General features: G+C 70.1%; 20 protein-coding genes and 1 tRNA gene. 7 read left to right on the forward strand and 14 right to left on the reverse strand.

Going from position 1 to position 25651, the window contains the following annotated elements:
• Positions 1 to 150 precede the first annotated feature (150 nt).
• The 5 genes from ACR9E3_RS19700 to ACR9E3_RS19720 all read right to left on the reverse strand — a co-directional run bounded on the left by ACR9E3_RS19700 (position 151) and on the right by ACR9E3_RS19720 (position 6571).
• Positions 151 to 1647, reverse strand: a complete 1497-nt coding sequence (locus ACR9E3_RS19700; RefSeq protein ID WP_460382218.1) for an aldehyde dehydrogenase family protein — start codon at positions 1645 to 1647, stop codon at positions 151 to 153.
• Complete coding sequence (locus ACR9E3_RS19705; RefSeq protein ID WP_460382219.1) at positions 1644 to 2558, reverse strand: alpha/beta fold hydrolase; 915 nt, start codon at positions 2556 to 2558, stop codon at positions 1644 to 1646. Before ACR9E3_RS19705 ends, ACR9E3_RS19700 begins: the two co-directional genes overlap by 4 nt.
• A 14-nt stretch (positions 2559 to 2572) precedes the next feature.
• Positions 2573 to 3868 carry a cytochrome P450 gene (locus tag ACR9E3_RS19710; protein WP_460382220.1) on the reverse strand — a complete coding sequence of 432 codons (1296 nt, stop codon included), beginning with the start codon at positions 3866 to 3868 and terminating at the stop codon, positions 2573 to 2575.
• A gap of 178 nt (positions 3869 to 4046) precedes the next feature.
• Positions 4047 to 5546, reverse strand: coding sequence for a class I adenylate-forming enzyme family protein (locus ACR9E3_RS19715; RefSeq protein ID WP_460382221.1), 1500 nt, complete (start codon positions 5544 to 5546; stop codon positions 4047 to 4049).
• Entirely contained in the window at positions 5540 to 6571 is a 1032-nt protein-coding gene (locus ACR9E3_RS19720; protein ID WP_460382222.1) for an amidohydrolase family protein, read from the reverse strand. The genes ACR9E3_RS19715 and ACR9E3_RS19720 overlap by 7 nt, the downstream gene beginning before the upstream one ends.
• 126 nt (positions 6572 to 6697) lie before the next feature.
• On the opposite strand from ACR9E3_RS19720, the gene ACR9E3_RS19725 reads away from it, so the two are divergent.
• From ACR9E3_RS19725 to ACR9E3_RS19740, 4 genes are all read left to right on the forward strand, one after another.
• Complete coding sequence (locus tag ACR9E3_RS19725; RefSeq protein ID WP_460382223.1) at positions 6698 to 7624, forward strand: VOC family protein; 927 nt, start codon at positions 6698 to 6700, stop codon at positions 7622 to 7624.
• Positions 7625 to 7663: 39 nt separating this feature from the next.
• Positions 7664 to 8941 (forward strand): aromatic ring-hydroxylating oxygenase subunit alpha, encoded by a 1278-nt coding sequence (locus tag ACR9E3_RS19730; protein ID WP_460382224.1) that lies wholly within the window; start codon positions 7664 to 7666, stop codon positions 8939 to 8941.
• 61 nt (positions 8942 to 9002) lie between these two features.
• Complete coding sequence (locus ACR9E3_RS19735) at positions 9003 to 9749, forward strand: SDR family NAD(P)-dependent oxidoreductase (RefSeq protein WP_460382225.1); 747 nt, start codon at positions 9003 to 9005, stop codon at positions 9747 to 9749.
• Positions 9750 to 9766: 17 nt separating this feature from the next.
• Positions 9767 to 9970, forward strand: a complete 204-nt coding sequence (locus ACR9E3_RS19740; protein ID WP_460382226.1) for a ferredoxin — start codon at positions 9767 to 9769, stop codon at positions 9968 to 9970.
• 43 nt (positions 9971 to 10013) lie between these two features.
• Here the strand turns inward: ACR9E3_RS19740 and ACR9E3_RS19745 are convergent, their stop codons facing one another.
• The 8 genes from ACR9E3_RS19745 to ACR9E3_RS19780 form a co-directional block, all read right to left on the reverse strand.
• On the reverse strand, positions 10014 to 10742 hold the full coding sequence (locus tag ACR9E3_RS19745) for a GntR family transcriptional regulator (protein WP_460382227.1): 729 nt from the start codon (positions 10740 to 10742) through the stop codon (positions 10014 to 10016).
• Positions 10743 to 10853: 111 nt separating this feature from the next.
• The gene (locus ACR9E3_RS19750) at positions 10854 to 13199 is read right to left on the reverse strand and encodes an acyl-CoA dehydrogenase (RefSeq protein ID WP_460382228.1); all 2346 of its coding nucleotides are present in this window, start codon (positions 13197 to 13199) and stop codon (positions 10854 to 10856) included.
• 1371 nt (positions 13200 to 14570) lie between these two features.
• The gene (istB, locus tag ACR9E3_RS19755; protein WP_460382229.1) at positions 14571 to 15407 is read right to left on the reverse strand and encodes an IS21-like element helper ATPase IstB; all 837 of its coding nucleotides are present in this window, start codon (positions 15405 to 15407) and stop codon (positions 14571 to 14573) included.
• Positions 15404 to 16762 carry a Mu transposase domain-containing protein gene (locus ACR9E3_RS19760; RefSeq protein WP_460382230.1) on the reverse strand — a complete coding sequence of 453 codons (1359 nt, stop codon included), beginning with the start codon at positions 16760 to 16762 and terminating at the stop codon, positions 15404 to 15406. Before ACR9E3_RS19760 ends, istB begins: the two co-directional genes overlap by 4 nt.
• 306 nt (positions 16763 to 17068) lie before the next feature.
• Positions 17069 to 18604, reverse strand: coding sequence for a tyrosine-type recombinase/integrase (locus ACR9E3_RS19765; RefSeq protein ID WP_460382231.1), 1536 nt, complete (start codon positions 18602 to 18604; stop codon positions 17069 to 17071).
• A gap of 81 nt (positions 18605 to 18685) precedes the next feature.
• Positions 18686 to 18757 (reverse strand) — tRNA-Val (locus ACR9E3_RS19770).
• A gap of 46 nt (positions 18758 to 18803) precedes the next feature.
• Positions 18804 to 19265, reverse strand: a complete 462-nt coding sequence (locus ACR9E3_RS19775) for a peroxiredoxin (RefSeq protein ID WP_460382232.1) — start codon at positions 19263 to 19265, stop codon at positions 18804 to 18806.
• A 63-nt stretch (positions 19266 to 19328) separates the two neighbouring features.
• Positions 19329 to 19766, reverse strand: coding sequence for a DUF3052 domain-containing protein (locus ACR9E3_RS19780; protein ID WP_285658774.1), 438 nt, complete (start codon positions 19764 to 19766; stop codon positions 19329 to 19331).
• 335 nt (positions 19767 to 20101) lie between these two features.
• On the opposite strand from ACR9E3_RS19780, the gene aceE reads away from it, so the two are divergent.
• Positions 20102 to 22891 carry a pyruvate dehydrogenase (acetyl-transferring), homodimeric type gene (gene aceE / locus ACR9E3_RS19785; RefSeq protein WP_460382233.1) on the forward strand — a complete coding sequence of 930 codons (2790 nt, stop codon included), beginning with the start codon at positions 20102 to 20104 and terminating at the stop codon, positions 22889 to 22891.
• A gap of 236 nt (positions 22892 to 23127) precedes the next feature.
• The gene (locus ACR9E3_RS19790; RefSeq protein ID WP_116710338.1) at positions 23128 to 23331 is read left to right on the forward strand and encodes a cold-shock protein; all 204 of its coding nucleotides are present in this window, start codon (positions 23128 to 23130) and stop codon (positions 23329 to 23331) included.
• Positions 23332 to 23637: 306 nt separating this feature from the next.
• Here the strand turns inward: ACR9E3_RS19790 and ACR9E3_RS19795 are convergent, their stop codons facing one another.
• Positions 23638 to 24297, reverse strand: a complete 660-nt coding sequence (locus ACR9E3_RS19795) for a pirin family protein (RefSeq protein WP_460382234.1) — start codon at positions 24295 to 24297, stop codon at positions 23638 to 23640.
• A 56-nt stretch (positions 24298 to 24353) separates the two neighbouring features.
• On the opposite strand from ACR9E3_RS19795, the gene ACR9E3_RS19800 reads away from it, so the two are divergent.
• Positions 24354 to 25532, forward strand: a complete 1179-nt coding sequence (locus tag ACR9E3_RS19800) for a PucR family transcriptional regulator (protein WP_460382235.1) — start codon at positions 24354 to 24356, stop codon at positions 25530 to 25532.
• The last annotated feature ends 119 nt before the right edge of the window (positions 25533 to 25651 follow it).

Raw genomic sequence — 25651 nt, forward strand, 5'->3', positions numbered from 1 at the left:
CGAAATCGATCACCCGGTCCGGGGGACGCGTCACCACAGGCCGCCGCACATCCGCGGCGCCCTCGGAATCGACGCCGTCAGCGGCGCCAGGCAACATTGCCATCTTCTCCGGCCTATCCTTTTGCAGGGTCGCGAGCGTGGCTTTCGAGGTCAGAGTGCGACCATCACGGTCTTGGTCTCGGTGTACATCTCGACGGCCGACTGTCCGTGCTCTCGCCCCACTCCCGACTGCTTGAAGCCTCCGTACGGCACGCTGGGGTCGAGCGCTCCCCATTGGTTGACCCATACGGTCCCGGCGCGCAGGCCGGATGCCGCCCGGTGGGCCTTGGACACGTCTCGCGTCCACACCGCCGCGGCCAGTCCGAACTCGGTGTCGTTGCCCTGGGCGACGGCGTCGTCGAGGTCGCGGAACGGCATGACGGTGGCGACCGGTCCGAAGATCTCCTCACGGGCGACGCGAGACCCGTTGTCGAGGCCGCGGACGACCGTGGGCCGGTGGAAGTAGCCCTGGGTCGGCAGATCGGCTTCGGTCGTGAGCAGGGCGCCGCCATCGGCGCGGGCGATGTCGAGGTAGCTCGACACGCGGTCGAACTGTGTCTTGGAGTTCAGGGGGCCCATGAACGTCGTCGGCTGGAGGGGGTCACCGACGGGGAAGGTCTGCATGATCTGGGTCAACAACTCGGTGAACGGCTCGAGAACCGTGTCCTCGACGAACACACGCGTCCCGGCCGCACAGACCTGCCCGGAGTTCAGGCAGAAGCCGGCCGCCGCCATGCCTGCGGCCTGCTCCAGGTCCGCGTCGGCGAAGACGATGGTGGGTGACTTCCCGCCGAGCTCCAGGGTGACCCGCTTCAGGTTCCCGGTGGACACCTCCAGGATCCGCCGCCCGACCGGCCCCGAGCCGGTGAAGGCGATCTTGTCCACATCGGGGTGGCCGATCAGGGCCTCGCCGGCCGACTTCCCGAAGCCGGTCACGATGTTGACCACGCCCGGCGGCAGGTCGGTCAGCTGCAGGAGCTCGCCGAGCCGCAGTGCCGTCAACGGCGTCTGCTCCGCCGGCTTGAGCACCACGGTGTTCCCGAACGCCAGCGCCGGGGCGATCTTCCACGCCGCCATGGACAGGGGCGCGTTCCAGGGGATGATCGCTCCGCAGACACCCACCGGTTGCCGGAGCGTGTAGTGGAACGAGGCCGGCGACGACGGCGCCGTGTCGCCGTAGATCTTGGTGGGCCAGCCCGCGTAGTGGCGGAAGGTCTCGACCGCTCCCGCGACGAACGACGTCGAGACCGTGAGTGGCGCCCCGTTGTCCAACGTCTCGAGGAGTGCCAGCTCCTCGGCGTGCTGCTCGATCACATCTGCGATCGCCAGCAGCGACCTCGAACGCTCGTAGGGTGAGAGAGCCGCCCAGGACCGGTCCTCGAAAGCGCGCCTCGCCGCGACGACCGCGCGGTCGACGTCCGGCGCGCCCGCGGAGGCCACCTCGATGAGAGGCATCTCGGTCGTCGGGTCGATCGTCGCGAACGTCTCGCCGGACTGGGCGGGGCACCACTCCCCGCCGATGAGGAGCTCCTTCGGCCCGGTGCGCAGGTAGTCCGGGACCGGGCGGTCGGACGCCGGCGTCCGATCGGCCGTGACGGTCTCGCTCATGACGAACCTTTCCTTCGAGGGTGGTCGGGCGGGGATGCCGGACCGGGAGAACGATCAGTGGCAGGAGCACACTGATCGTCGAGGAAGTCGATCAATACGTGCGCGAAGGCGTCGTTGTCGTCCCCGGCGACCATGTGACCGGCCTCGACCTGGGCGTAACGGGCGTCCGGCACAAGGTCCAACAGCTCGTGAACGCCTTCGTCGCTGAGGACGTCGGACCGGGTCGCGTGGATGAGCAGGGTCGGGACCCGGACCGCGCGCGCGGCCTCCATGGCGCGGGCCGCGTCCCGCTCCCGCCGGTCGCCCATGTTCGACTGGACGAGCCAGTCCGGGTCCCAGTGCCAGTACCACCGCCCGTCGTCGTGCTGACGCAGATTCCGCAGGAGCCCGTCCTGATTCGACGGCGGCGGGCGACCGGGGTTGTACCGCTGCACCTCTTCGGCGGCCGCAGCCGGCGAGTCGAAGCCCGCGAAGCCACGGGTCATGAAGTCGAGAATCCGAGCCAGACCGGCCGATTCGATGCGCGGGGCAACGTCGACGAGCACGAGCGCGCGGGCGACGTCGCCGCGCTCACCCTGCGCCACCAGCGCCGTCAACCCGCCCATCGAGGCACCCACGATCACCGGTGGCTCCGGGAACGTGGCCGTGACCGCTGCCAGGTCCAGCACCGAGTCGGTCAGCGTGTACTCGGTGGCCCGCGCCCAGTCGCTGTCACCGTGGCCGCGCGCATCGATCGAGGTCGCGGCGAAGCCGAGGGTGGCCAATCGTCGGGCGGTGGCTTCCCAGGAGTGCCGGGTCTGGCCGGCGCCGTGGAGCAGCAGGACCTCACCCCGCGTCTCCCCCGACGGCGCCCACCGGTCGCCGACCAGGCTGACCCCGGACCGCTCCAGGACCACGCGCTCGGGCGCCACGAGCTGGACCTCGTTCACGGCGCGGCAACTCCACGCGGAACGAAACGGATCCGCGCGGTGCTGATCTCGTGCACCATGAAACTCGGGTTGTACTGCACCGACCCCTCGACGACCTCGAGGTCGTCGAGCCGGGCGAGCAACGAGTCGAACGCGATCTGCGCCTCCAACCGGGCCAGCGGAGCTCCCAGGCAGTAGTACGAACCGCGACCGAACGACAGATGCGGGCTCTCACCGCGACGCTGCAAAGACAGCTCGTCGGGCTCGGCATAGACCAGCGGATCCCGGTTCGCCGCCACGAAGGGCAGGAACACGTGCGCGCCCGCCGGGATCGTGGTGCCCGAGAGCACGACATCCTGCTTCGCGCGCCGGAACGCGCCCTGCACCGGCACGTCCAGCCGCAGCACCTCCTCCACGAACGCCGGCGTCAGCGACGGGTCCGCGCGCAGCCGGTCGGCGAGGTCGCGGTCACGCGCCAGGCGCAGGACCCCCGAGGCGATGAGGTTGGTCGTCGTGCCGTTCCCCGCGAACAGGAACTGCACCAGGATCCCCACCATCTCCCGCTCGGTGAGTTCCTCGTGCGCCTGGGCGACCACCCCGAGCACGTTGTCCTGCGGGTCGGCGATCGCCTCGGCGATCGCCTCGGCGAAGAAGGCGTGGAACTCCCCGAGACTCTCGAGCAGGGACACCAGACGGTCGGCATCGAGCGAGTTGTTCCCGAGCATCACCGCCATGTCCTCCGACCACCGCCGGAAACGAGGCATCTCCTCCAACGGCACCCCGAGCCGACGCGCGATCGCCTCCAACGGCAGCGGCCAGCAGAAATCGCGGACGATGTCGCTCTCCCCCGCCTCGACGAAGCGCGCGATGAGATTCTCCGCGATCTCGCGGACCTCATCGTCCGCGGCCTTCACCTGCCGCGGACTGAACGACGGAGCCACCAGACGCCGATGCCGCTCGTGCTCCGGCGGGTCCGCGGTGAACAACACCTCCCACCGCGCGAAGTCCGACGCCGCCTGCGCCGCCGGCGACACCACACTCGAACTCAACGCCGCCGACATCGCCCCCCGCATCATCTGCGCATACTGCGGACCCGCCGGATACCGATGAGAGAACCGCGTCGTGTCAGCAAGCACCTCACGAATATCGTCCGACCCGGTCACCAACCACGAGTCGATCGACTCCACGAAATAGACACCCTGATCCCGGATGCCCTCGTAGTACCGGTGCGGACACTCCATCGCCCCCGGGTCCAACTCGAACGGCGATCTCACATCCGGATCGAGCCCACTCACCGCGGCGCCGTCACTCATGCAGGGCCTCCATTGCGCTCGAACTCGGAGGACGTCCCGTGTCCTCCTGATGGTTCACACATGTGTTCTGTCCACTCCTCGCTCGTACTCGTCGCCGTCGAGAGCCATCGCTCGTCTCGGGCGGTGGGCGTCCCGGGACTCAGAAACCCACCCGTTGATTCCGGTAGGGAGCGGGCGGTCAGGACAGGGTGGTGGCCTCGGGGTCGGTTTCGAGTTGGTCGCGGATGATCCGGCGGGAGATTTTCATGGCCGCGGTCTTGGGGAGGGCGTCGACGTGGACCCATCGTTTGGGGACCTTGTAGTGGGCCAGGTGCTCGCGGCACAGCACGTCGAGGTCGTCGGCGTTGGCGCTGCCGCGCAGGACCGCGACGACCACACGTCCCCAGCGGTCGTCGGTGAGCCCGACCACGGCCACTTCGTCGACGCCGCCGTGCTTGAGGATCACGTCCTCGACCTCGGCGGGGTAGACGTTGAACCCGCCGGTGATGATGAGGTCCTCGCGGCGGTCGACGACGTAGAGGTAGCCGTCCTCGTCGAAGTAGCCGAGGTCGCCCACGGTGAGCCAGCCGTCGATGGCCTGGTCGGCGCGCATCGGCACCGACCCGACGTAGCCGAACGAGTGGGTGGCGCTGCGCGAGTAGATCTCGCCGACGACGTCCGGCCCACAGTCCCGGCCCTCGCCGTCGAGGATGCGCACCTCGGACCCGAAGGAGACCCGCCCGACCGAGGCGAACTTCTCCGGTGGGTCTCCCGGGACCAGGAGGCTGACGAAGCCCATGTCCGAGGCGCCGTACATCTCGTACACCTCGACGCTGGGCAGCTTCTCGCGGACCCTGGCCTTCAGCGAGGGGGAGAACGGCGCCGAGGTCACGACGATCTGTTTCAGGGTGTGCGGCCGGGAATCGGACTCGAGCGCCATCGCGAGCATGGTGGGGACCATGAGTGCGTGGGTGACACCGGCGCGATCGCATTCCTCCCAGAGTCGGTTCTGGTCGAATCGACGGTGCAGGGAGATGGCGCCCCCGGCCGCCAGGGTGGCGGCGGCGAGGTGGAACGAGACGTGCGCGAGAGGGGCGACGACGAGCGAGACGTCGTTTCGGGAGTATCCGAGTTCTCGGGCCAGCCGTTCGTGCAGCAGCGCGATCGCGCGGTGGGTGGTGGCAACACACTTCGGGGTGCCGGTCGTGCCCCCGGTGAATCGCAGGTGATAGAACAGGTTCTCGTCAAACTCAATCTCGAAGGGCTCCGGCACGCCGCGCGCCATGACGTCCTCGATGGCGGTCCCGCTCGGACCGATGACCATCGCCGCGCCGGCGTCGGCGACCTGGAACTCCACCTCGCGCTCGGAGTGGCGTGGATTCAGGGGAAGCGCGGAAATACCTGCCCGAACCAGCCCGTAGAGCACGGCGAGCACCTCGGGCGAGTTCTCGGCCATAACGCCGACGACGTCCCCGACGCGCAGGCCGACGGCAGCACAGCCGCTCGCGGCGCGGTTGATCATTTCGTCCAGGACCTGGAAGGTGATCTGCCGGTCCTCGAAGTGGACGGCGACCTGGTGTGGGTGTGATCGGGCCCAGGTACGAACCAGGTTGTCTGCCCGCAGGGCACGCCATGCGGGCAGCGAGTCCGGTGCCCGTCCATCCCACGCCCGCTTCTGCAGTTCGGCGCCGCTCAGCACGGCGTGCCCCGCTGTGCCTTGGCGCCAAGCTTGGTGACGTCGAGCCGAAAGAGATCCGCGACGTTCTGATAGGCGATCCGGTCGTGCTCGGTCTGGTCGAGTTCGAGTTCCTCGAGCATCTGCACCCCGTCTGCGGCGTCCCAGCCGCCCAGATTGCTCCCGACGACCAGCTGGGACACACCCACGACGTCGACGAGGAAGCGCCGGCTGGTGAGGTCATGGACGAGGATCTCGAAAAAGACGTTTTCGAAGTACTCGCGGATCGGGCGCTTTGCTCGATTGTCGGGCTGGCTACGACGAGCTTCCTCGATGCGACCGATCTGGTAAGGAACCATGCCACCGCCGTGCGGGAGCAGGACCTTGAGCTTCGGGAAGTCGTCGAAGACCCCGCCTAGCGTGAGCCGGGCGAACGCCATGGTCTCCGAGTAGTTGTAACCGACCACCCAGCTGAGGTTGTAAGAGTCCTCGGCGCCGGTGGCCATGGGAAGCGGGTGTGGGTGGAACATGATCGGGACCCGGCGACTCTCCAGCGCCTCGTAGAGCGGCCAGAGAGCCTCGTCATCCAGCTCGTGGCCACCGAGGGCGTCTGTCCCGAGGCTGACCGCGACGGCTCCGGCGCGCACGGCGCGGTCGAGCTCGGCGATGCTGGCGGCGATGTCCTGGAGGGGGAGGGTCGCCGACCACGACAACCGCGATGGATGAGCCGCGGCCGACCTGGCCAACGCGTCGTTCTGCACCTGGGTGGTGTGCACGCCGATCTCCGGCTCGGCCCAGTAGAGGTAGAACAGCGGCGAGGTGCTCTGGATCAGGTGGGAGGTTCCCACCTCGTCCATCGTGGCGATCCGCTTGTCGGTGTCGTTGAAGGCGGCCGGCACCGCGAAGTTCAAACTCTTGCTGGGTTTCGTCCGGTACGGCCCGATCTCGAGGAGGGCGCGACCCTCGCCGGCGTCCACGGTGCGAGGACCGTATGGCCCTGCCGACTCGAGCATGCCTTCGATCATGTGCGCGTGGACGTCGATGTACATCAGTCCTCCAGAGCTGCAGAAGGTCGTCTCGCGGCGAACGATGTCGAGGGCGGGACCGACCGTCCCCTTGGCGAGGCTCGATATGCTGTATACAGTAGCACCATCAGCAAGCGCGAGCATCGCTTAGTGGAGGCGACGATGGTTCATCCCTACGGACTGGGTTACCTGCTGGTCGACACGCCTGAAGACACGGTGGACCGCTGGCGCGAGTACGGTGCAGGCGTCATCGGTCTGATGCCGGAGGACTCGGCCCCCGGCGCTCTGCGCTTCCGCATGGACGACCGCCTGAGCCGGATCGTCGTCCGGGCGTCGGCGACGCCGTCGTTCACGCTGGGCTGGGAATACCCGACGGAGAAGGCCTGGGAGGAGGCGCTGACGCGCCTCCAGGACGCAAGCGTCAAGATCGAGCCGGTGGATGCGGAGGGTCTCGCGCTGCGCGGCGCTACCAAGGCGTACCGGTTCCAGGACCCCGCCGGGGTGCAGAGCGAGGTGTTCTTCGGCGGCTACATCGAACCGGTCCGGCCGTTCATCTCACCCATCGGTGTCCGGTTCGTGACCGGCGATCAGGGAATGGGACACGCCACCCTCATCGTCGGCAAGGCCGAGGAGGAGATGGCCTTCTACCAGGACGTCATGGGCATGCACCTGCGGGAGACCACGTTCCAGAAGACAGCCTTCTTCGGGGTGAACCCTCGACAGCACAGCCTGGGCATGCTCGGCGTGCTACCGGACGACGCGCCGCCGCAGCTGATGCACCTGATGATCGAGGTCGACGACATCGACGACGTCGGTCGCGCGCAGGACAAGTGTTTCGACGGCGCCGGGCCGGTGTCGATCAGCATGGGGAAACACTGGAACGACCACGTGGTGTCCTTCTACACGCAGACCCCCTCCGGCTGGGACATCGAGTACGGGGCGGGGGGCCGGCGGGTTGACGATACGGCCGACTGGAGCCAGGTCCACCAGGCCGGCGTGCCCGGGGCGAGCGTGTGGGGTCACCGGGTCGTGCTCCCGGACGGCTCGCTTGGCCCCAACGTCGGCAACCAGCTCTGACCTCTCGCGCCCCACTCGATCGTTCGTCGAGGAGCAAGCATGACCAGCGTCCACCAGTCCACCGACGTGCGGACCGACGAGTGGGATGCCGTCTCGGACAACAAGATCGCGCCGAGCTTCTACTGGAGCCCCGCCCTCTACGAGGCCGAGCTCGACCGGATCTTCCGGACCAGTTGGGTCTACGTCGGGCACGCGAGCGAGGTGCCGACCCCGAACAGCTACTGCCGCAAGCGGGTCGCCGGCCAGGAGCTGGTCCTGACGAGGGATCAGGCCGACGTCGTCCGGGTGCTGTTCAACCGGTGCAGCCACCGCGGAAACCTCGTCTGCATGGCGCCCCGCGGTGAGGCGAACACCCTCAAGTGCGCCTACCACGGGTGGGCGTTCACGATGGACGGCTCGCTGCGGGCCGTTCCTCGTCCCGACGCCTACGCCGACCGGCTCACCCAGATGCGCTCGAAGCTGGGCCTCGGCGCTCCGGCGGCGACGGAGTCCTACGGGGGCTTCGTCTTCGTCCGGCTCGAGGAGGACGAGTCCGCGCCGTCGTTCGACGAGTTCATCGGTCCCGTCCGCAGTTCCATCGACCGGCTCACGCGGTTGTCGCCGGACGGCGAGGTCACGCTCACCGGCGGGTGGATCGGCCACCGACTGCACTGCAACTGGAAGATGGTCGTCGAGAGCAACGTCGACAACTACCACGTGAACTTCGTGCACAAGTCCCTGTCGGACGCGATTCCCGGATCCTTCGACTCGGCCGAGGATCTCACCGTCCGTCACCTCGGCATGGGACACACCGAGGTGGACTTTCGTCCGCAGTACCGTCGCGACGGACGCGAGATGGTGTGGTCTGGTGCCGTGCGTCGAGAGCGGCTGGGCGATTACGTCCCGCGCCTCGAGCAACGCCACGGCGAGCAGGAAGCGCACGAGGTGCTCGTCGACGGTCCGCCACACGTGATGGTGTTCCCCAACCTGTTCCTCTCGCAGATGAACATCATGGTGATCGATCCGGTGTCCGCCGAGGAATCAGCTGCCTACACGACGCCGGTGTTCCTCGCCGGGGCGCGCGAACTCAACCGTCGTACCGCGCTGCAGTGCAGCGGGGCCATGGGCCCGGCCGGTCTGATCATCGCCGACGACGCGGAGATCGGGGACCGGAACCAGGTCGCGCTCCACACGGTCGAGCCCTCGTTCCTCGACATCTCCCGGGGCGTGGAGCGGGAGACGGCCGAGGGTGCCGTGCAGGAGTCGAAGTGGGGCGGTGACGAGACCACCCAGCGAGGGATCTGGCGGTCCTACCGGGATCTCATGAATCGTCGATGATCGCTGGTCGACCACCCGCAGCCTCCGCTGCTCCCGCCGATCGGTCCCACGAGGAGAGCCAGTGAACGAGAAGGTCGAACGGGTCGCTGTCGTGACCGGCGCTGCTGCGGGGGTCGGTCAGGCGGTGTGTGTCGGGCTCGCCCGACGCGGCGAGGTCGTGGTGGGTTTCGACCTAAAGGACGCCACGGAGACCGGCAAGCGGGTCACCGACGCCGGCGGCAGTTGGCTGGAAGTGCAGGGCGACGTCAGCGACGCCGACGACGTCGCCCGACTCTTCGCCGAGGTCGATGACGTCTACGGGCGCCTCGACATCCTGATCAACAACGCGGGCGTCTTCCCCAATATCGACTTCGAGGAGATGACGTTTTCGGACTGGCGTCGCGTCCTCAGGATCAACCTCGATTCTCAGTTCCTGACATGTCACGCAGCGGTACCGCTGATGCGGCAGAACGAGTACGGCCGCATCGTCAACCTCGTCTCCAGCTCCGTGGCGGGGACCTCCCGGGGATACACCGCCTACAAGTCGAGCAAGCTCGGCGTGGTCGGCCTGACCCGGGGCCTCGCAGCCGACCTGGGTCCCCACGGGATCACGGTCAATGCCGTCAGCCCGTCGCTGACCGACACCCCCGGGACCCAGGAAAACGGTAGCGCCAAGGCGTTGTCGGGCGTGGCCAGCCGCATGCAGGCGATCCCGAAGGTGGCCGTACCGGAGGACGTGGTCGGCGCCATCGCCTTCCTCGCCAGCGAGGACGCGTACTTCATCACCGGGCAGACGCTGTATTCCGACGGCGGCCTCGGTTACCTGTAGCCCTGAGGAGACGAGCAATGCCCCTGGTCTCGATCGACCACACGGTCTGCAGCGGGACAGAAGCCTGCCACCAGCGGTTGCCAGCCGTCTTCGGTATCGACGACGACGGTTATGGCGTCGTGCTTGACGACAAGGCGGCAACCCTGGCCGACATCGTCGCATGCGCGAAGGACTGCCCGACCGGCGCCATCAGCGTCGTCGTCGACCAGGACGACGCCTGACCGACAGCCGTACACCGGGCGGCCGGCTCTCCGATCTCCACGGTCAGGCCGGCTGCTCGGCCTCGACGGTCGCCGCCGACTTCTGCGACCCGATCGATTCGAGCACCTTCCGGGTGTGGTCCAGATGCGTCCGGATGGCCATCTCCACCAACTCCACGTCACGAGTCCGGAGAGCACTCAGGATCGTGTTGTGCTCTCGGATCACCAGGGCGGCTCGGGACTTCGCGATCCCGCCGAGATGAAGCGGACGGTGACCCCGGTCCCGGATGTCCTCGATCAGTCCGCCGACCGCGCTGTCGGTGCCGTCGAGGATGAGGTGGAAGCGCCGGTCGGCGCGCAGCCACTCCGCGGCCGTCATGTCCGGCCGCATGGCGGCCAGTTCGGCCTGGGCTTGTTCGATCCGTCGTTCGAGTACGCCGTCGGGGAGCTCGAGAGCCTTACGCAAGGCGAAGACCTCCAGCTCGGCCCGGATGTCGTGCAACTCGAGCACCTGGACGGCGGACAGGTCCTCGACGACGAAGCGCTGGAAGGGATTGGACACCAGCAGGCGTTCGGCCTGCAGGCGGCGCAGCGCCTCGCGGATCGGGACTCGACTCACGCCGAATTGCTTGGCGAGGTCGACCTGGTTGAGTTCGGCGCCCGCTGCGAGCCGGCCGTCGATGATGGCCGACCGAATCCGCTGGTAGACCTCATCGGTGAGAGTGGTACGCGGGACCGGTGCCTCGTCGGGCGTCAGGTCGTCGGGGCCAGACTTCGGCGCTCTCGCGGGCATGCGCGGCCTTCCTGACAAGTCACGACCTCGGAGCTTCAGCATACAGACGACACGTACAGCGGCGGACGTACTCGTGCATGTGATGGGTCGAACGTCGAGATGACGTGACGCTCACGAGCGTCGGGTCGTCCGCCACGAGACGTCGCGGTCTCCGCGGGGCTCGCCGGGCAGTCCGAGGACGCGCTCGCCGAGGATGTTCCGGAGGATCTCCGACGTTCCGCCTTCGATGGAGTTGGCCAACGACCGCAGGTAGGACTTCCGGACGTCGGTGCCACCGTGCACGGACGAGACGTCGGAGGTCGACTGCTCGTACCCGTCGATGAGGAGTCCCGCGTCGCCGGAGAGGTCGACGCAGAACTCGTAGACGGCCTTGTTGAGCTCGGCCATCTGGAGCTTCGCGATGGAGCCCTCGGGGCCGGGGTCGCGGTACCGGGCGGCGGCCCGGACGTTGGTGAGGCGGACGGCCTCGGCCTGTGTCCACAGCTGGCCCAGGCGATCGGTCGTGGCGGCGTCGGCGCGGCCATGGGTCACGGCGGCCCGGTACAGCTCGACGGCGTGGGCGATCGGTCCGCTGCCTCGAGCGGCCACCTGTCGTCCGATCGAGACGCGTTCGTTGGCCAGGGTGGTCATGGCGACCCGCCAGCCGTCGTCGACAGAGCCGAGGACGTCGTGGGCGGGCACCCGCACGTCGGTCAGGTAGACCTCGTTGAATTCGGACTCTCCTGTGAGCTGCCGGAGCGGCCGTACTTCGACCCCGGGCGAGCGCATGTCCAGCAGGAAGTACGTGAGTCCCCGGTGCTTCGGGACGTCGGGGTCGGTGCGTGCGAGGAGGATGCCGAAGTCGGCCACGTGTCCCAGCGAGGTCCAGATCTTCTGTCCGTTGACCACGAAGTCGTCGCCGTCGCGGACCGCGCGGGTGGCGAGGGCGGCGAGGTCGGAGCCCGCTCCGGGCTCGGAGAAGAGCTGGCACCAGATCTCCTCCCCGCTGAAGCAGGGACGCAGGTAGCGGCGGCGCTGCTCCGCGGTGCCGTGGGTGTGGATGGTGGGCATGGCCATGCCGAGCCCGACGATGTTGGCCGCCGAGTGATCGGCGGCTCCGGCGGCGACGAAGCACTCCTCGACGGCTGCCTGCATCGACTGGTCCGATCCCCGTCCGCCGTGACCCTCGTCGAACCCGATGACGGCGAGGCCGGCGTCGAAGCGTGCTTCCCGGAAGGCGCGGTCGGCGACGCGGTCGTCCGGGTCGGGCACGGTGTGGCGGTGCAGGAAGGCGGTGACGGCTCCGTCGGGAGTCGGGTCCGCGGGGGCCGGGTGGGCGGACACGTCGTCGCCGGCGGCACTGGGGTGGTCGGTCGTCACGAGCCCGAGCAGCTCCGCGCGGTGACGTGCGGGCGCTCCGAGCAAGAGCCGGCTGCTGCTCGCACGCTTCAGGTAGAGATGTGCGGGGTGTTCCCAGGTGAAGCCGATCCCGCCGAAGACCTGAATGGTGTCCGTGGTAGCCCGCCGGAAGGCCTCGGACGCGACGGAGCGGGCGAGTGGGGCGCTGACGGCCAAGCCGGACGGGTCATGAGCCGCGGTCCAGAGGCCGTGGTAGACCGCCGAACGGGTCGACTCGACCCCGACGAGCATGTCGACCAGCCGGTGCTTCACCGCCTGGAACGACCCGATGGCCCGCCCGAACTGGACCCGGTTGGAGGCGTGTTCCACCGCCAGCTCGAGGACGCGCTCGGCGCCTCCCAGCTGCTCGGCGGCGAGGAGCAGCGCCGAGACACGGTGGCTGCGGATCAGGCAGTCCGCCGCACCGGCGGTCGGACCGAGGCGGCGGGCCGGCACCGCGTCGAACCGGAGCTCGGCCAGCGCTCGGGTCTGGTCCAGGGCAGTCAGCGGTGTGCGAGTCAACCCGGGCGCGTCCCCGGGGACCTCGAAGAGGGAGACCCCCGCATCGCTGGTCGCCGCCACCAGGATGGTGTCGGCGAGGGCGCCGTCGACCACGATGCCCGCGGTGCCCGTGATCGCCGGATCTTCGTCGTCCGTGACGCGCAGTGTCGAGCGTGCCGGGTGATCGCCGGCCCAGGCGAGCGTGGCGATGGATCGTCCCGTCGCGATGTCCGGCAGGAGCCGGGCGCAGGCCTCGACATCCCCGAGTTCCTGCAGGGCGGGCACCGCGAGCGCGACCGTCGCCAGGAACGGGCCGCAGAACAGGGCGCGACCCAGTTCCTCGAAGACGACTCCGAGCTCGATGGCCGTTGCCCCTGCGCCTCCATGCTCCTCGGCGATGGTGAGGCCCTGGAGTCCCAGCTCGGCGAGCAGCATCCACACCTCGGGGTCGAAAGCCTGGTCGGTGTCCATCAGCCGACGGACCGCGGCCTCATCGGAGTGCTTGCGCAAGAGTTCGCGGACCACGTCGCGCAGGTACTCGGCGTCCGTGCCGGGGCTGAAGTCCACCGTCTTCCTCATCTCTGGCGATTCCGCGCTCACTGCATCTAGTGTAGACAGTATGTAATAGATCGGACCAACGCCGTGGCTGTCGTCTCGCTCGCGAGCCGTCGTCCGGCCTGATGGCGTCGGGATGTTGCGTGCAGCTGGAGGGTCGACCATCGACCTCAGGGTCGGCGACACTCCTATCTCCGGGCGAGTGATGGCGGCGCGCGACGATCCATCTCGAGAAGCGGCGGCGCCTAGTCGGGTCGGGAGCGATCGACGACCGAGGTCATCTGGGAGAGCTTGCCGCCAGAGTCACCAGACATCCCGTTAATGTATACACTCTGTGGGGTCGCAGCCGTGGTAGCGGGGATACCCATGACAGGCGACGGTGGGGCCTCCGGCGAGGTAGGAGGCCTGGGCGAGCCCAGACAGCCCAGCTAAGCCTCCAGCCGGCCCTGGTGCTATCTCTGCCGTCGGCGCGGTTGCGTCTGGAAGCCTGCCCAGCTGTCTCCACTCGGCCAAAGTGAATCTTCATAGATGAGATTGCGTTCGCAGGACGGTCGTTGTGGCGCTCGCAGCGACTCTCAGGGCAGGCGTGCGCCAAGCCAGCCAGTCACCGCGCGAGGCCATCGGCCTTGGCGAGGTCCCGCGGATGGTCCTCGCGCTCACGATGCTGTTGGAGGGCCTTGATCGGGGCTCTACCCTTCACCCTCTGCGAGAGTCGCACCGCGTTGCGACGGTCGACACCGCAATGATTCCGCGCACCAGGCGGCTCAGCGCGTCGGAACAAGATCAACCACGAGGCCCTGATGGGGAACCGCTTACATCACGCCGTGACTACCCCAACTCGTCACCGCCGATGATCGATAGCCAGCGACACCATCGCTGACCAGCACCAACGCTCACCACGGCACACGGCGACAGACGTGACTCTCGTCCACTGGGTTCCGGAGTCACCGGCACGCACAGCGATGGAGGACGCCGACTGGCCCGGTCTCGTGTTGCCGTGATCGCCCATGATGACGCTGGCCGAAGTTCCCCAGAGGTGCTAGATCATCTTCCCCAGGTGAGAGATCACCTTAGTGCGGTGACGGCGCGGGTGGTCAAGCTCGTCGGAGCGGGATGTCGCCGGGTTCGGGGAGGGCGGGTCGGGCGGCTTCGGGGGTGGTGAGCAGGGCGACGATGCTGACCTCGCCGCCGCAGTGCGGGCAGGCCCGAACGGCTATGGGTGCCGGGGCGGATTCGGATGAGCGGCTGGCGCTGGTGGCGGCCGGTTCGGCTCGGCGGCGTAGGTGGGCGTGCTTGCGGCAGCGGTCGGAGCAGTAGCGGTGCCGTGGCCCGGCGGGGGTGAAGGTGGTCCAGCAGATCGGGCATGCGCGCTCGGATCGCCAGTCCACGCTCTGGTCAGCTGGCATGGCTGCCTTCCAGGCTCGGGCCGGGTCCGCTCCGGTGACCGGTGGCGGCGCGCAGGGTGTCCGACGTCTTCTGATGGGCGCGTAGCCGGTAGGAGGGGCCGTCGATGCCGACGACGGTGGCGCGGTGCAGGAGCCGGTCGAGCATGGCCGCGGCGACGGTGGCGTCGCCGAAGGCGCCGGCCCAGTCGGCGATGCCGACGTTGGTCGTGAGGATCGTGCTGGACTTGAGGTAGCGCTGGTTGATGACCTGGAACAGCGCCGAGGCGCCGTCGCCGGGCAGCGGCAGGTAGCCCAGCTCGTCGATGACCAGCAGCTTCGGTCCGGCGAAGAAGCGCATGCAGGTGTTCCAGCGGCCCTCGAGGGCGGCCTTGTGGCACTTGGCGGCGAGGTCGGCGGCGGTGGTGAAGTAGACCCGCGCCCCGGCCTCGGCTGTGCCCCGTGCCAGGGCAGTGGCCAGCATGGTCTTGCCGACTCCGGGTGGGCCGACGAACAGGACGTTGGCGGCGTCGTCGAGGAAGCGCAGGGTCGTGAGGTCGCGGACGAGTTTCTCGTCGACGCCGGGTTGGGCGGCGAAGTCGAAGTCGCTGATGGTCCAGGGACCGGGCAGGCAGGCGAACCGCAGCCTCGATGCGAGCCGGCGGGCTTCGGTGGCCTCGACCTCGATCTCGAGCAGCCGCTCGAGCGCGGCGGTCAGCGACAGCCCGTCGCTGCGGGCGGCATCGAGCACGGTGTTCAGGGCGTCGGCAGCGTCGTTGAGCTTCAAGTACCCGAGGTGGGCGCGCAGGTTCTGATAGCGGCGAGCCTCGCTGGTCGGACCGGCGGTCATCGCAGCTCACCGGCGTTCGTGCCGGTGTTCGTGCTGGTGGCGCGGGCGGCGGCGGGGACCAGAGCGGCGTAGGCCGCCATGTCGATCACGACCCGCTGCCCCGAACTCGCCGCCGAACTCGCGGTCGACCCGCGCAGTCGGGCAGCCTCGGCGAGCGAAGCGTCCCCGGCCGGGCGACGGGTCTTCGAGCGGCAGGGTCGAGCGTCGCTGAACTCGGCCAGCACCCGGCTCTCCAGCGCGCGGACGTGCCCCTCGTCGCGGACTGTCGCGCCGGCGCCGTTGGGGGCGCGGTGGTGGACCGCGACGGTCGCGCCGGTGGCGGTGACGATGCGCAGCTGATCGCCCCCGAGACGGTGCCGGACCACGACCTGGGCGCCGGGCATCCCCGGCGGCACCGAGTACCGGTTCCCGCGGAACGAGACCAGCGCCTGAGTCGAGACCGTGCGCACCACCGAGAGCTCGGCCGGGAACGCTGTCGCCGGCGCCGCCCGCAGCCCCTCACCGGCAGCGAGCTCGGCGACCGTGGTGCGCTCGCCGTCGCGGCGCCGGACCCGGCCATCGAGCCGGGCGCAGAGCTCGTCGAGGCCCTGCTGCGCGCCAGCGACGGTGACGTCGTCGGGAAGGGTGCGCCACCAGCGTTGCGCGGCGGAGTGGTTGGCCTTCTCGACCACGCCCTTGCGGTTGCCGTGCCGCGGCGGGCAGAGATCCACCGCCACCGCGTAGTGCTTCGCGGCCTGTGCGAACGCCGCCGACACCGCCCCCGACTGCGGGGAGCAGACCGTGGCCATCCGATCGAAGCGCCACCGCCGGGTCAGTCCGCCCAGCTTGCGGGTCACGCGGTCCACCGCCTCGATCAGGTGCGGGAAGTCCTCCGACTCGGCGAGCACCGCCCGCCAGCGTCCCGAGTGCGCCAGCGACCCCACCAGCAGATGCGCCTGGCCGCCGACGCCCCACGACGTCGGCGGGTCGGGCAGCTCGACCCAGTCCCACTGGGTCTCCTCCCCGGCCGGGTGGCTGATGATCGCCGCGTCGCGGCCCTTCGAGGCCGTGCAGGGCTCGCAGTGCGGCCGCAACCGGTGGGCGCGGATCGCGGCGGTCAACGACGGGTACGACCCGGCGAAACCCAGCCCCGTGAGCTCGTCGAACAGGGTCGAGGCCCACAGGTGCGGATCCTCGGCCAGCCGCAGCCGGCAGTACTCCAGGAACGGCTCGGTCCGTGTCGGCTCGCGGCGCACCCGCTGCTCGGGGACCCGCCGACCCTCGAGGTAGGCGCGGACGGTCTTGCGGTCATGGCCCAGATGCCGGGCGATCGCCGAGATCGTCCAGCCCTGCTCGCGCAACGCGTGCGCTTCCACATCTGCCTCCCAGGACAGCACCCGGGCCTCCCGCCGCTCCGCCGGTGATCACTCACCCGCGAGCCCAGCGGCAGACCCTCACCCGGCCCCGACACCACGCCGGAACCGCCGTACGACCTGGGGAAGTTGATCTAGCAGGAGTGGGGAGCTTCAGCTAGCGCCATCACCCACTCACGTGACACAGCACGTGGCATAACCTGCAGGGTTCAGGAGCGGTCGGCAAAGGCAGGGGGCGCCCTCAGGGGACCTCGAGCACCAGGTAGAGCGCTGCCGAGCACTTGGTCGCCCGGTTTCCGGAGGCGGTGCTCAGTTGAGCGGAGCCACCTCGGCACGCCGGCCACGGGGAACCACGACCTGTCCTCGCTCGGCGAGGAGAGCGACAGCTCGGTGCGCTGTGCTGAAAGCGACCCGGTACTGGGCGGCAAGGTCCTTGATTGTTGGAAGTGCATCGCCCGGCCTGAGAACCCCACAGCGAATCGCCCCCTCGAGGTCAACCGCGATCTTCCTGTAGGGATCGACCGGCGCGTCCTCAGGCGGCACCGGTAACGCCGAGATGCCGAGCGCCCTGGCGCCGTCCCCGAGCGCCGGATTCGGGAGGTCGGGCATACGCGCCGCCAACGAGCTCGACGCTCGTTGGTCGGCCTCGGCGACCCACGCGCTGTAGACGCGGAGAGTCGTTACTCCACCTCCCCCATGTCCCAACCGCCCTGCCACTGTGCGGATGTCGACGCCGCCGCTGATGAGCTCGGTCGCCGAGTAGTGACGGAGCTGGTGGAGGTGCATGGCGTAGCCGAGGCGCGCGCACATCCGGGAGTAGCGCTGGGTCGCCGTGCCGGGCTTGGGCCAGCTAGACCCGTCGGGGTCGGGTGAGAAGACGAACCCGTCCTCGGGCAGGGTGATCTCGAGTGCGGCCGCTTGCTCGGCGGTGTGCACGAGAAAGGCGCGGAGAAGAGCGAGAGTCTGCGGGTCGAGGACGATGCGGCGCTGCTGGTGAGTCTTGGTGCCCTTCTCCCACGACCGACCGCCGACCTCGGCGATGCTCGATCTGATCGTCACCACGCCCGTACTAAAGTCGATGCGGTTCCAACGGAGCGCGCAGAGCTCCCCGCGCCGTGCGCCGGTGGTCATCGCCAGCCAGACGAACAGGCCCCAGATCGGGTCCTTCGACGCCTCCGACACGATGCGAGCCGCTTGCGAGGCTGTAGGAGGCTCCGGATTCGGCGCCGGCACAGTCGGCGCTACCGCCTTGGCTACCGGATTGCTCCCGACCCAATCCCACCGTACGGCCAGGGCGAAGGCTCCGTTGAGGAGATTGTGGGCGTGGCGGATGGTGCCCTCGCCCAGCGGGCGGCACCGGTGCGGACGACAGCGCTCGTCGCACCGGTGCTCGACCTGGGTTCGGTGATCGACCGAGGTTCGGCCGCGCCGGCAGTGCACCCGGCACCGCCGGAGCTCGGCGTAGAACGAGTCGAGGGCCTCGCCACGGACGCGGCCGACCTGCTGGTCGCCGAGCAGCGGGATGATGTGGTTGCGGACGAGGCCCTCGTAGCCCTGACGCGTGGAGGGCTCGACGCGGGCGACCTCCAGGTAGGCCTCCATCAGCTGACCGACGGTCGCTGAGGTTCGCGGCTGGCGGCCCGCGTCGACCTCTGCGGCCAGGCGGGTCCGTACCTTTTCAGCGTGTGCGGCCGCTCTCGGACCGGCAGGGACGACCTCGGTGAGGTAGTGGCGCTGCTTGGTCACCGAGTCGTAGCCGGCGTACACCCGCACCCTCAGCGACCCGCTGGGCAGCTTCTGGATCGTCCCGCGGCGACGTCGCGTCGGAGCCGAGGAGGCCGTCATGGTGCGACCGTAGCGCGTGCTCGCACCACGTTTGATGACACGGACTCCACGTGCGAGAGGCTTATAAGCCTCTGACCTGCGTGGGCGCGGCAGGATTCGAACCTGCGACCGACGGCTTGTAAGGCCGTTGCTCTTCCGCTGAGCTACGCGCCCGGCACCCCCTAGCGAACAGCAGGTCCGCTCCGGGAGCGAGCGAGATTCAGGACAGCTGCTTCACCGCGTCGCGCCAGCCCTGCTGGTCGCGGGCGTCGCCGGGGCCGTTGTGCTCCGCGAAGCGCACCACGCCGCCGGAGTCGATCAGGAACGTGCCGCGGAAGGCGAAGCCGAGGTCGGAGGAGAAGACGCCGTAGCTCTCGGCGGTGGCGCCGTGAGGCCAGAAGTCCGAGAGGAGGGGGAAGGTGTAGCCCTCCTGGTTCGCCCACGCCTTGAGCGACCAGGTGGTGTCGGTCGAGCACCCCAGCACCTGGACGTCGTCGTTCTCGAACGCCGAGAGGTCGTCGCGCACCGAGCAGAGCTCGCCGGTGCAGATCCCGGAGAAGGCGAACGGGTAGAACACGAGCAGGACGGCCTTGTCGCCGCGGAAGTCGGCCAGCGAGACCTCCTGGCCGTCCTGGTTCTTGAGCGTGAAGTCGGGGGCCTGCGAGCCCACCTCGACGGTCATGTGGACCTGTCTCCTTGTCCGTCCGGGTGCCCGAAACCCGTCCAGCGTAGCGAGGAGCCCAGGTCAGCGGCGTCGCTGGGCGGAGGCCTTCGGCGGGACGAGGCGGGTGCCGACCCAGCCCTCGGAGAGGCTGACGTTCGAGGTCTGCGAGAGCCCCGCGGTGGGGGCGGCCTCGGCGATCTCGGAGGGCTCGACGTGGCCGTCGGTGCCGGTCTTGGGGGTGAGGACCCAGATGACGCCCTCGTCGGTCAGCGGGGACCGGGCGTCCACGAGGGTGTCGACGAGATCGCCGTCCCCGTCGCGCCACCACAGCAGGACGACGTCGACGACCTCCTGGGCGTCCTCGTCGAGCATGTCCTCGCCGGCGCGGTCCTCGACGGCGCTGCGGACCTCCTCGTCGACGTCGGAATCCCAGCCCAGCTCCTGCACGATGATTCCCGGCTCGATGCCGAGCTTGCCGGCGAGATCGGACTTGTCCGAATCTCCCGTGGCCGCGACCACGCCGTCTCCCCCTTCACTGATGGCGCCCACAGAGGCGCACGTCACCCGTCCGAAGCGCTTAGCGAACACGCCCGCCGTACCTGGCGCAACCAGCCACGCGGAGGGACGTACCCGCGCGGAGCCCTCCCCAACAGCCGCCGCGGCTACCCGTCGGTACGCGTGACGGGAGGGACACACCGGGCGACGATGGTCCACGAGCACCACGACGGCACCACGTCCGGCGGGGCGGCGACGCCCCGGCCGACCGGGCAGAATCGATGACGAGAACAGGCCGGAGGCCCGCGATCCGGACCCGGCCCGGAGCCGTCGACCACGAGCGACAGGGAGAACGATCCGTGACCACCCAGAAGGGCTCCGCGAACACCGGGAACGCCGACGGTCGGGTCCACATCATCCGCGACGGCCTGTCGTCGCACCTGCCCGACATCGATCCGGACGAGACCGCCGAGTGGATCGAGTCGTTCGACGCGATGCTCGAGGGGCAGGGCGAGCAGCGCGCCCGCTACATCATGCTGCAGCTGCTCCAGCGGGCCCGGGAGCGGCGCGTGTCGGTGCCGCCGCTGTACTCGACCGACTACGTCAACACCATCCCCACCGACCAGGAGCCCTGGTTCCCCGGCGACGAGGACACCGAGCGCCGCTACCGCGCCTGGATCCGCTGGAACGCCGCGACGATGGTGCACCGCGCGCAGCGACCCGGGGTCGGCGTCGGCGGGCACATCTCGACCTACGCCTCCGCGGCCTCCCTGTACGAGGTCGGCTTCAACTGGTTCTTCCGCGGGAAGGACCACCCCGGCGGCGGCGACCACGTCTACATCCAGGGCCACGCCTCCCCCGGCATCTACGCCCGCGCGTTCCTCGAGGGCCGCCTCGGCGCGCAGCACCTCGACGGGTTCCGTCAGGAGCTCTCGCACGCCGGCCCGGGCGGCGGCCTGCCGTCGTACCCGCACCCGCGGCTGATGCCGTGGTTCTGGGAGCACCCGACGGTGTCGATGGGCCTCGGCCCGATCAACGCGATCTTCCAGGCGCGCTTCGACCGCTACCTGCACAACCGCGGCATGAAGGACACGTCCCAGCAGCACACCTGGGCGTTCCTCGGCGACGGCGAGATGGACGAGCCGGAGTCGCGCGGGGCGATCCACGTCGCCGCGGCCGAGGGCCTCGACAACCTGACCTTCGTCATCAACTGCAACCTGCAGCGCCTCGACGGCCCGGTGCACGGCAACGGCAAGGTCATCCAGGAGCTGGAGTCGTTCTTCCGCGGCGCCGGCTGGAACGTCGTCAAGGTCATCTGGGGCCGCGAGTGGGACCGCCTGCTCCACGCCGACCGCGACGGCGCCCTGATCAACCTGATGAACACCACGCCGGACGGCGACTTCCAGACCTACAAGGCCAACGACGGCGCCTACGTCCGCGAGCACTTCTTCGGGCGCGACCCGCGCACCAAGGACCTCGTCAAGGACATGAGCGACGACGACGTCTGGAACCTCAAGCGCGGCGCCCACGACTACCGCAAGGTCTACGCGGCCTACCAGGCGGCGATGGAGCACCAGGGCCGCCCGACGGTCATCCTCGCCAAGTCGATCAAGGGCTACACGCTCGGCCCGACGTTCGAGGGCCGCAACGCGACCCACCAGATGAAGAAGCTGACGCTGCAGGACCTCAAGACGTTCCGCGACGAGGTCCGCGTGCCGATCAGCGACGCCGAGCTCGAGCGCGACCCCTACCTGCCGCCGTACTACCACCCGGGCGCCGACGCCCCGGAGATCGAGTACATGCTCGACCGGCGCCGCCAGCTCGGCGGCCCGCTGCCCGAGCGCCGGACGCACGCCAAGCCGCTGGTGCTGCCCGGCGACAAGGTCTACGACGTCGTCAAGCGCGGCTCGGGCAAGCAGGAGATCGCCACGACGATGGCGTTCGTCCGCCTGGTCAAGGAGCTCACCCGCGACGCCGAGATCGGCAAGCGCGTCGTCCCGATCATCCCGGACGAGGCGCGGACCTTCGGGATGGACTCGTTCTTCTCCAACCTGAAGATCTACAACCCGCAGGGCCAGCTCTACACCTCGGTGGACCACGACCAGCTGCTCGCCTACCGCGAGTCCGAGGCGGGCCAGCTGCTGCACGAGGGCATCAACGAGGCCGGCTCCGTCGCCTCGTTCACCGCGGTGGGGACGTCGTACGCCACCCACGGCGAGCCGATGATCCCGATCTACATCTTCTACTCGATGTTCGGGTTCCAGCGCACCGGCGACGGCATCTGGGCGGCCGCCGACCAGATGGCGCGCGGCTTCTACCTCGGCGCCACCGCGGGCCGCACGACGCTGGTCGGCGAGGGCCTGCAGCACAACGACGGGCACTCGCACCTGCTCGCGGCGACCAACCCGGGCATCGTCGCCTACGACCCGTCGTACGCCTTCGAGATCGGGCACATCGTGCGCGACGGCCTGGCGCGGATGTACGGCGAGCCCGATCCGCACCGGGACCCGAACGTCTCCTACTACCTGACGGTCTACAACGAGCCGTACCAGCAGCCGGCCGAGCCCGAGGGCCTCGACGTCGACGGCCTGCTGCGCGGGCTCTACCGCTACGCCCAGGCCTCCGGCGGCCCGGGCCCGCGGGCGCAGATCCTCGCCTCCGGCGTCGCCATGCCGTGGGCGCTGCAGGCGCAGGAGATGCTCGCGCAGGAGTGGGGCGTGCAGGCCGACGTGTGGTCGGCGACGTCGTGGGGCGAGCTGCGCCGCGACGGCACCGCGTGCGACGAGTTCAACCACGCCCACCCCGGCGAGGACCCGCGCACCCCGTACGTCACCGAGGCCCTCGCGGACGCGGCCGGGCCGGTGGTGGCGGTGTCGGACTGGATGAAGGCCGTCCCCGACCTCATCCGCAAGTGGGTCCCCGGCGACTACACCGTGCTGGGCACCGACGGCTTCGGCCTCTCGGACACCCGCCCCGCGGTGCGCCGCCACTTCGGCGTCGACGCCGAGAACATCGTCGTCGGGGTCCTGTCCGCGCTCGCCCGCCGCGGCGAGGTCGGGCAGGACACGGTCGTCCGGGCCGCCGAGCAGTACCAGGTCGACGACCCGCAGGCCGCTGGTCCGCAGACCTCGGACTCGGGGGTCGCGTGATCACCGGTGAGGCTCGTGTGATCACTGCTGTGATCGTGTCGTGACCGTTCGTCGCGGGATCGCCGTCGGGGCTGGTGGGCGACCCCGTCCTTCCGGATAGGCTGTCGGCGTCACGTCGCCGGTCGTCCTCGAGCGGTCCGACGGCGCGACTCCGACGTACGGAGCCTCGGGCTCCAGCGGCGGATCTGAAGGCCGGGGCTGATCGACGCCTCGGGACATCGGTATGAGGAGCAGGAATGGCAGAAGGCACCGTCAAGTGGTTCAACAGCGAGAAGGGCTTCGGCTTCCTCGCTCCCGACGGTGGTGGCGCTGACGTGTTCGTCCACTACTCGGCCATCCAGGCTCGCGGCTTCCGCACCCTGGACGAGGGTCAGCGCGTCTCGTTCGACGTCGAGCAGGGCCAGAAGGGCCTGCAGGCCGTTCAGGTCACGCCGCTGTAAGCATTCAGCGGAGTTACCTCTCGAAAACGGGGGCGGTGCGTCGGGAGACGCGCCGCCCCCGTCGTGTGTCCGGGGCCGGGTGGCCGGCGCGTCGGGCGGTGCGGACGCGTCGTGGGGTGGGGAGCGAGGGCGTCCCTCGCTGCACCCCACGCAGCCAGGGCGCCCCTCGGTCCATTGCCGCCCCCGCGACCCCGCAGCCCCGCGGGGAGCGAAGGCGTCCCTCGCTGCACCCCACGCAGCGAAGGTGACCCTCGCTCCCACCACCCCGCCGGCCCACACCCCGCCGGGACGCCGGGGCGCCGGGAATCAGGCGGTGGTGACGACGACGAGCTCGGCGCCCTCGGGGCCGGCGTCGGTGCGCCATACCCCCGTGCCCGCGATCTCCAGGCTGTCGCCGGCGGGGACGTCGGCCAGCGAGCCCCGGGCCACGTGCACGTGCCGGAACGCCCCGTCGGCGAGCGTGAACCGCGACCCCGCCCCGACCCGCACCAGTGTCACCGTCACCCCGGGGCGACGGAGCCCGAGCGTGAACGGGCCCTCGGCGAGGTCCGGGCGGTGGTGGGTCAGCGACGGCTCCCCCGCCGGCGGGTCGTCGAGCGCCGGCGTCACCCAGAGCTGGAGCAGGTGCACTGGTCCGTCAGCGGAAGCGCGCTCGTCGTGGTGCCAGCCGGTGCCGGCCACGAGGTGCTGCAGGGTCCCCGCCGGAACCGGCGTCTCCGCCCCGTCCGGCCCGGTGTGGATCATCGTCCCGTCCAGCACCCACGCCAGGATCTCGACGTCGCGGTGCTCGTGGGCGCCGTAGGCGACGCCCGCGTCGAGGACGTCGTCGTTGTGCGCGACGAGGGCGCCGAACGAGGTGCGCTCGGGGTCGTAGTGCGCCCCGAACGACAGGCCGTGGCGCGAGAGCACGCCGCCGCCGGAGCTGGCGGACCGGTCGGCCCGCGGGAGACGTCGCACGCTCGGCATCCGTGCCATGCTCCCGGAATGGCCCGGCCTCCGCTGTGCTCCGCCTCCCCCCGTCCATGAGCACCGCGGCGAGCCGCCGCGCCCGCGCGGCGGTCCGGGCGACCACCCTGCGCCGCCTGGAGAAGGCCTCGGGCGATCTCGCCGCGGCGAGCGTGACCGCGATGGCCGAGCGCCTGGCGTGGTTCTCCCGACTCACCGCCGAGCAGCGCTCCGGGGTCCTCGTCGTCGCCCAGACCGGCGCGGCCAACTTCGTCGCGTGGCTCCGCGACCCCGACGCCACCCCGCGGCTGACCGCCGAGGCCTTCCGCACCGCGCCGATCGACCTGGCCCGCCGCGTCACGCTGCGCCAGACCGTCGAGCTGGTGCGCATCGCCATCGAGGTGTTCGAGGAGCGAATCCCGCCGTTCGGGGCCGACGAGCGGGAGGAGGCCGCGCTCGTGCAGGCGATCCTGCGCTTCGGGCGCGAGGTGGCGTTCTCGGCGGCCACGGTCTACGCCAGCGCCGCCGAGGCCCGCGGCGCGTGGGACGCCCGGCTCGAGGCGCTCGTCGTCGACGCGGTGGTGCGCGGCGAGGCCGAGGAGACACTGCTGTCGCGGGCGTCGGCCCTCGGGTGGGACCCGGGGGCGGAGGCGACGGTGGTGGTCGGCGAGCCGCCCGCCGAGGAGCCCCCCGAGCCGCTGCACGCGGTGCGACGGGCCGCGCACCGGGCCGGGGCGACGGTGCTGCTCGGCACCCACGGCGCGAAGCTCGTCATGATCGCGGGGCCGGGCGCCCCGCTCGCGGACCTGTCGGCGTCGTTCGGCCCGGGCGCGGTGGTGCACGGGCCGACCGTGTCCGGCCTGACCGCGGCCCACCGCAGCGCGACCGCGGCGCTCGCCGGCCACCGCGCGGTGCGGGCCTGGCCCGGCGCACCCCGGCCCGTCGCGGCCGACGACCTGCTGCCCGAGCGCGTGCTCGACGGCGACGCCGGAGCCGTGGAGCAGCTGCGCCGCGAGGTCGCCGGCCCGCTGCGCGGCGCGGGCGACCTCGAGACGACCGTGGAGAGCTACCTCGACGCCGCCGGCGTGCTCGAGGCCGCGGCCCGCCGGCTGTTCGTCCACCCCAACACCGTGCGCTACCGGCTGCGGCGGGTGGCCGAACTCACGGGGCAGCACCCCGGCGACGCGCGTGGCGCGCTGGTGCTCCGACTGGCCATGGGTCTGGATCGTCTGAACCCTGACGGACACGCCCGGTGAGGGCCTCACCAGCGACGACGCCGTCCGGCCGGATCACCTTCCCCCGGTGTGTGACGCGCGGCATTGTGGGAACTCGACAACCACGGCGGACGCGAGTTCGTCGCCCCGACGCCTTCGGC

The organism is Actinomycetospora sp. C-140 (genome assembly GCF_054796175.1).

What these genes read in the sequence shown, in the direction of transcription:
- ACR9E3_RS19700 (WP_460382218.1), bottom strand. Translation starts at nt 1,647, where the DNA reads ATGAGCGAGACCGTCACGGCCGATCGGACGCCGGCGTCCGACCGCCCG.
- ACR9E3_RS19710 (WP_460382220.1), bottom strand. Translation starts at nt 3,868, where the DNA reads ATGAGTGACGGCGCCGCGGTGAGTGGGCTCGATCCGGATGTGAGATCG.
- ACR9E3_RS19720 (WP_460382222.1), bottom strand. Translation starts at nt 6,571, where the DNA reads ATGTACATCGACGTCCACGCGCACATGATCGAAGGCATGCTCGAGTCG.
- ACR9E3_RS19730 (WP_460382224.1), top strand. Translation starts at nt 7,664, where the DNA reads ATGACCAGCGTCCACCAGTCCACCGACGTGCGGACCGACGAGTGGGAT.
- ACR9E3_RS19740 (WP_460382226.1), top strand. Translation starts at nt 9,767, where the DNA reads ATGCCCCTGGTCTCGATCGACCACACGGTCTGCAGCGGGACAGAAGCC.
- ACR9E3_RS19745 (WP_460382227.1), bottom strand. Translation starts at nt 10,742, where the DNA reads ATGCCCGCGAGAGCGCCGAAGTCTGGCCCCGACGACCTGACGCCCGAC.
- ACR9E3_RS19750 (WP_460382228.1), bottom strand. Translation starts at nt 13,199, where the DNA reads ATGAGGAAGACGGTGGACTTCAGCCCCGGCACGGACGCCGAGTACCTG.
- istB (WP_460382229.1), bottom strand. Translation starts at nt 15,407, where the DNA reads ATGACCGCCGGTCCGACCAGCGAGGCTCGCCGCTATCAGAACCTGCGC.
- ACR9E3_RS19765 (WP_460382231.1), bottom strand. Translation starts at nt 18,604, where the DNA reads ATGACGGCCTCCTCGGCTCCGACGCGACGTCGCCGCGGGACGATCCAG.
- ACR9E3_RS19775 (WP_460382232.1), bottom strand. Translation starts at nt 19,265, where the DNA reads ATGACCGTCGAGGTGGGCTCGCAGGCCCCCGACTTCACGCTCAAGAAC.
- ACR9E3_RS19790 (WP_116710338.1), top strand. Translation starts at nt 23,128, where the DNA reads ATGGCAGAAGGCACCGTCAAGTGGTTCAACAGCGAGAAGGGCTTCGGC.
- ACR9E3_RS19795 (WP_460382234.1), bottom strand. Translation starts at nt 24,297, where the DNA reads ATGCCGAGCGTGCGACGTCTCCCGCGGGCCGACCGGTCCGCCAGCTCC.
- ACR9E3_RS19800 (WP_460382235.1), top strand. Translation starts at nt 24,354, where the DNA reads ATGAGCACCGCGGCGAGCCGCCGCGCCCGCGCGGCGGTCCGGGCGACC.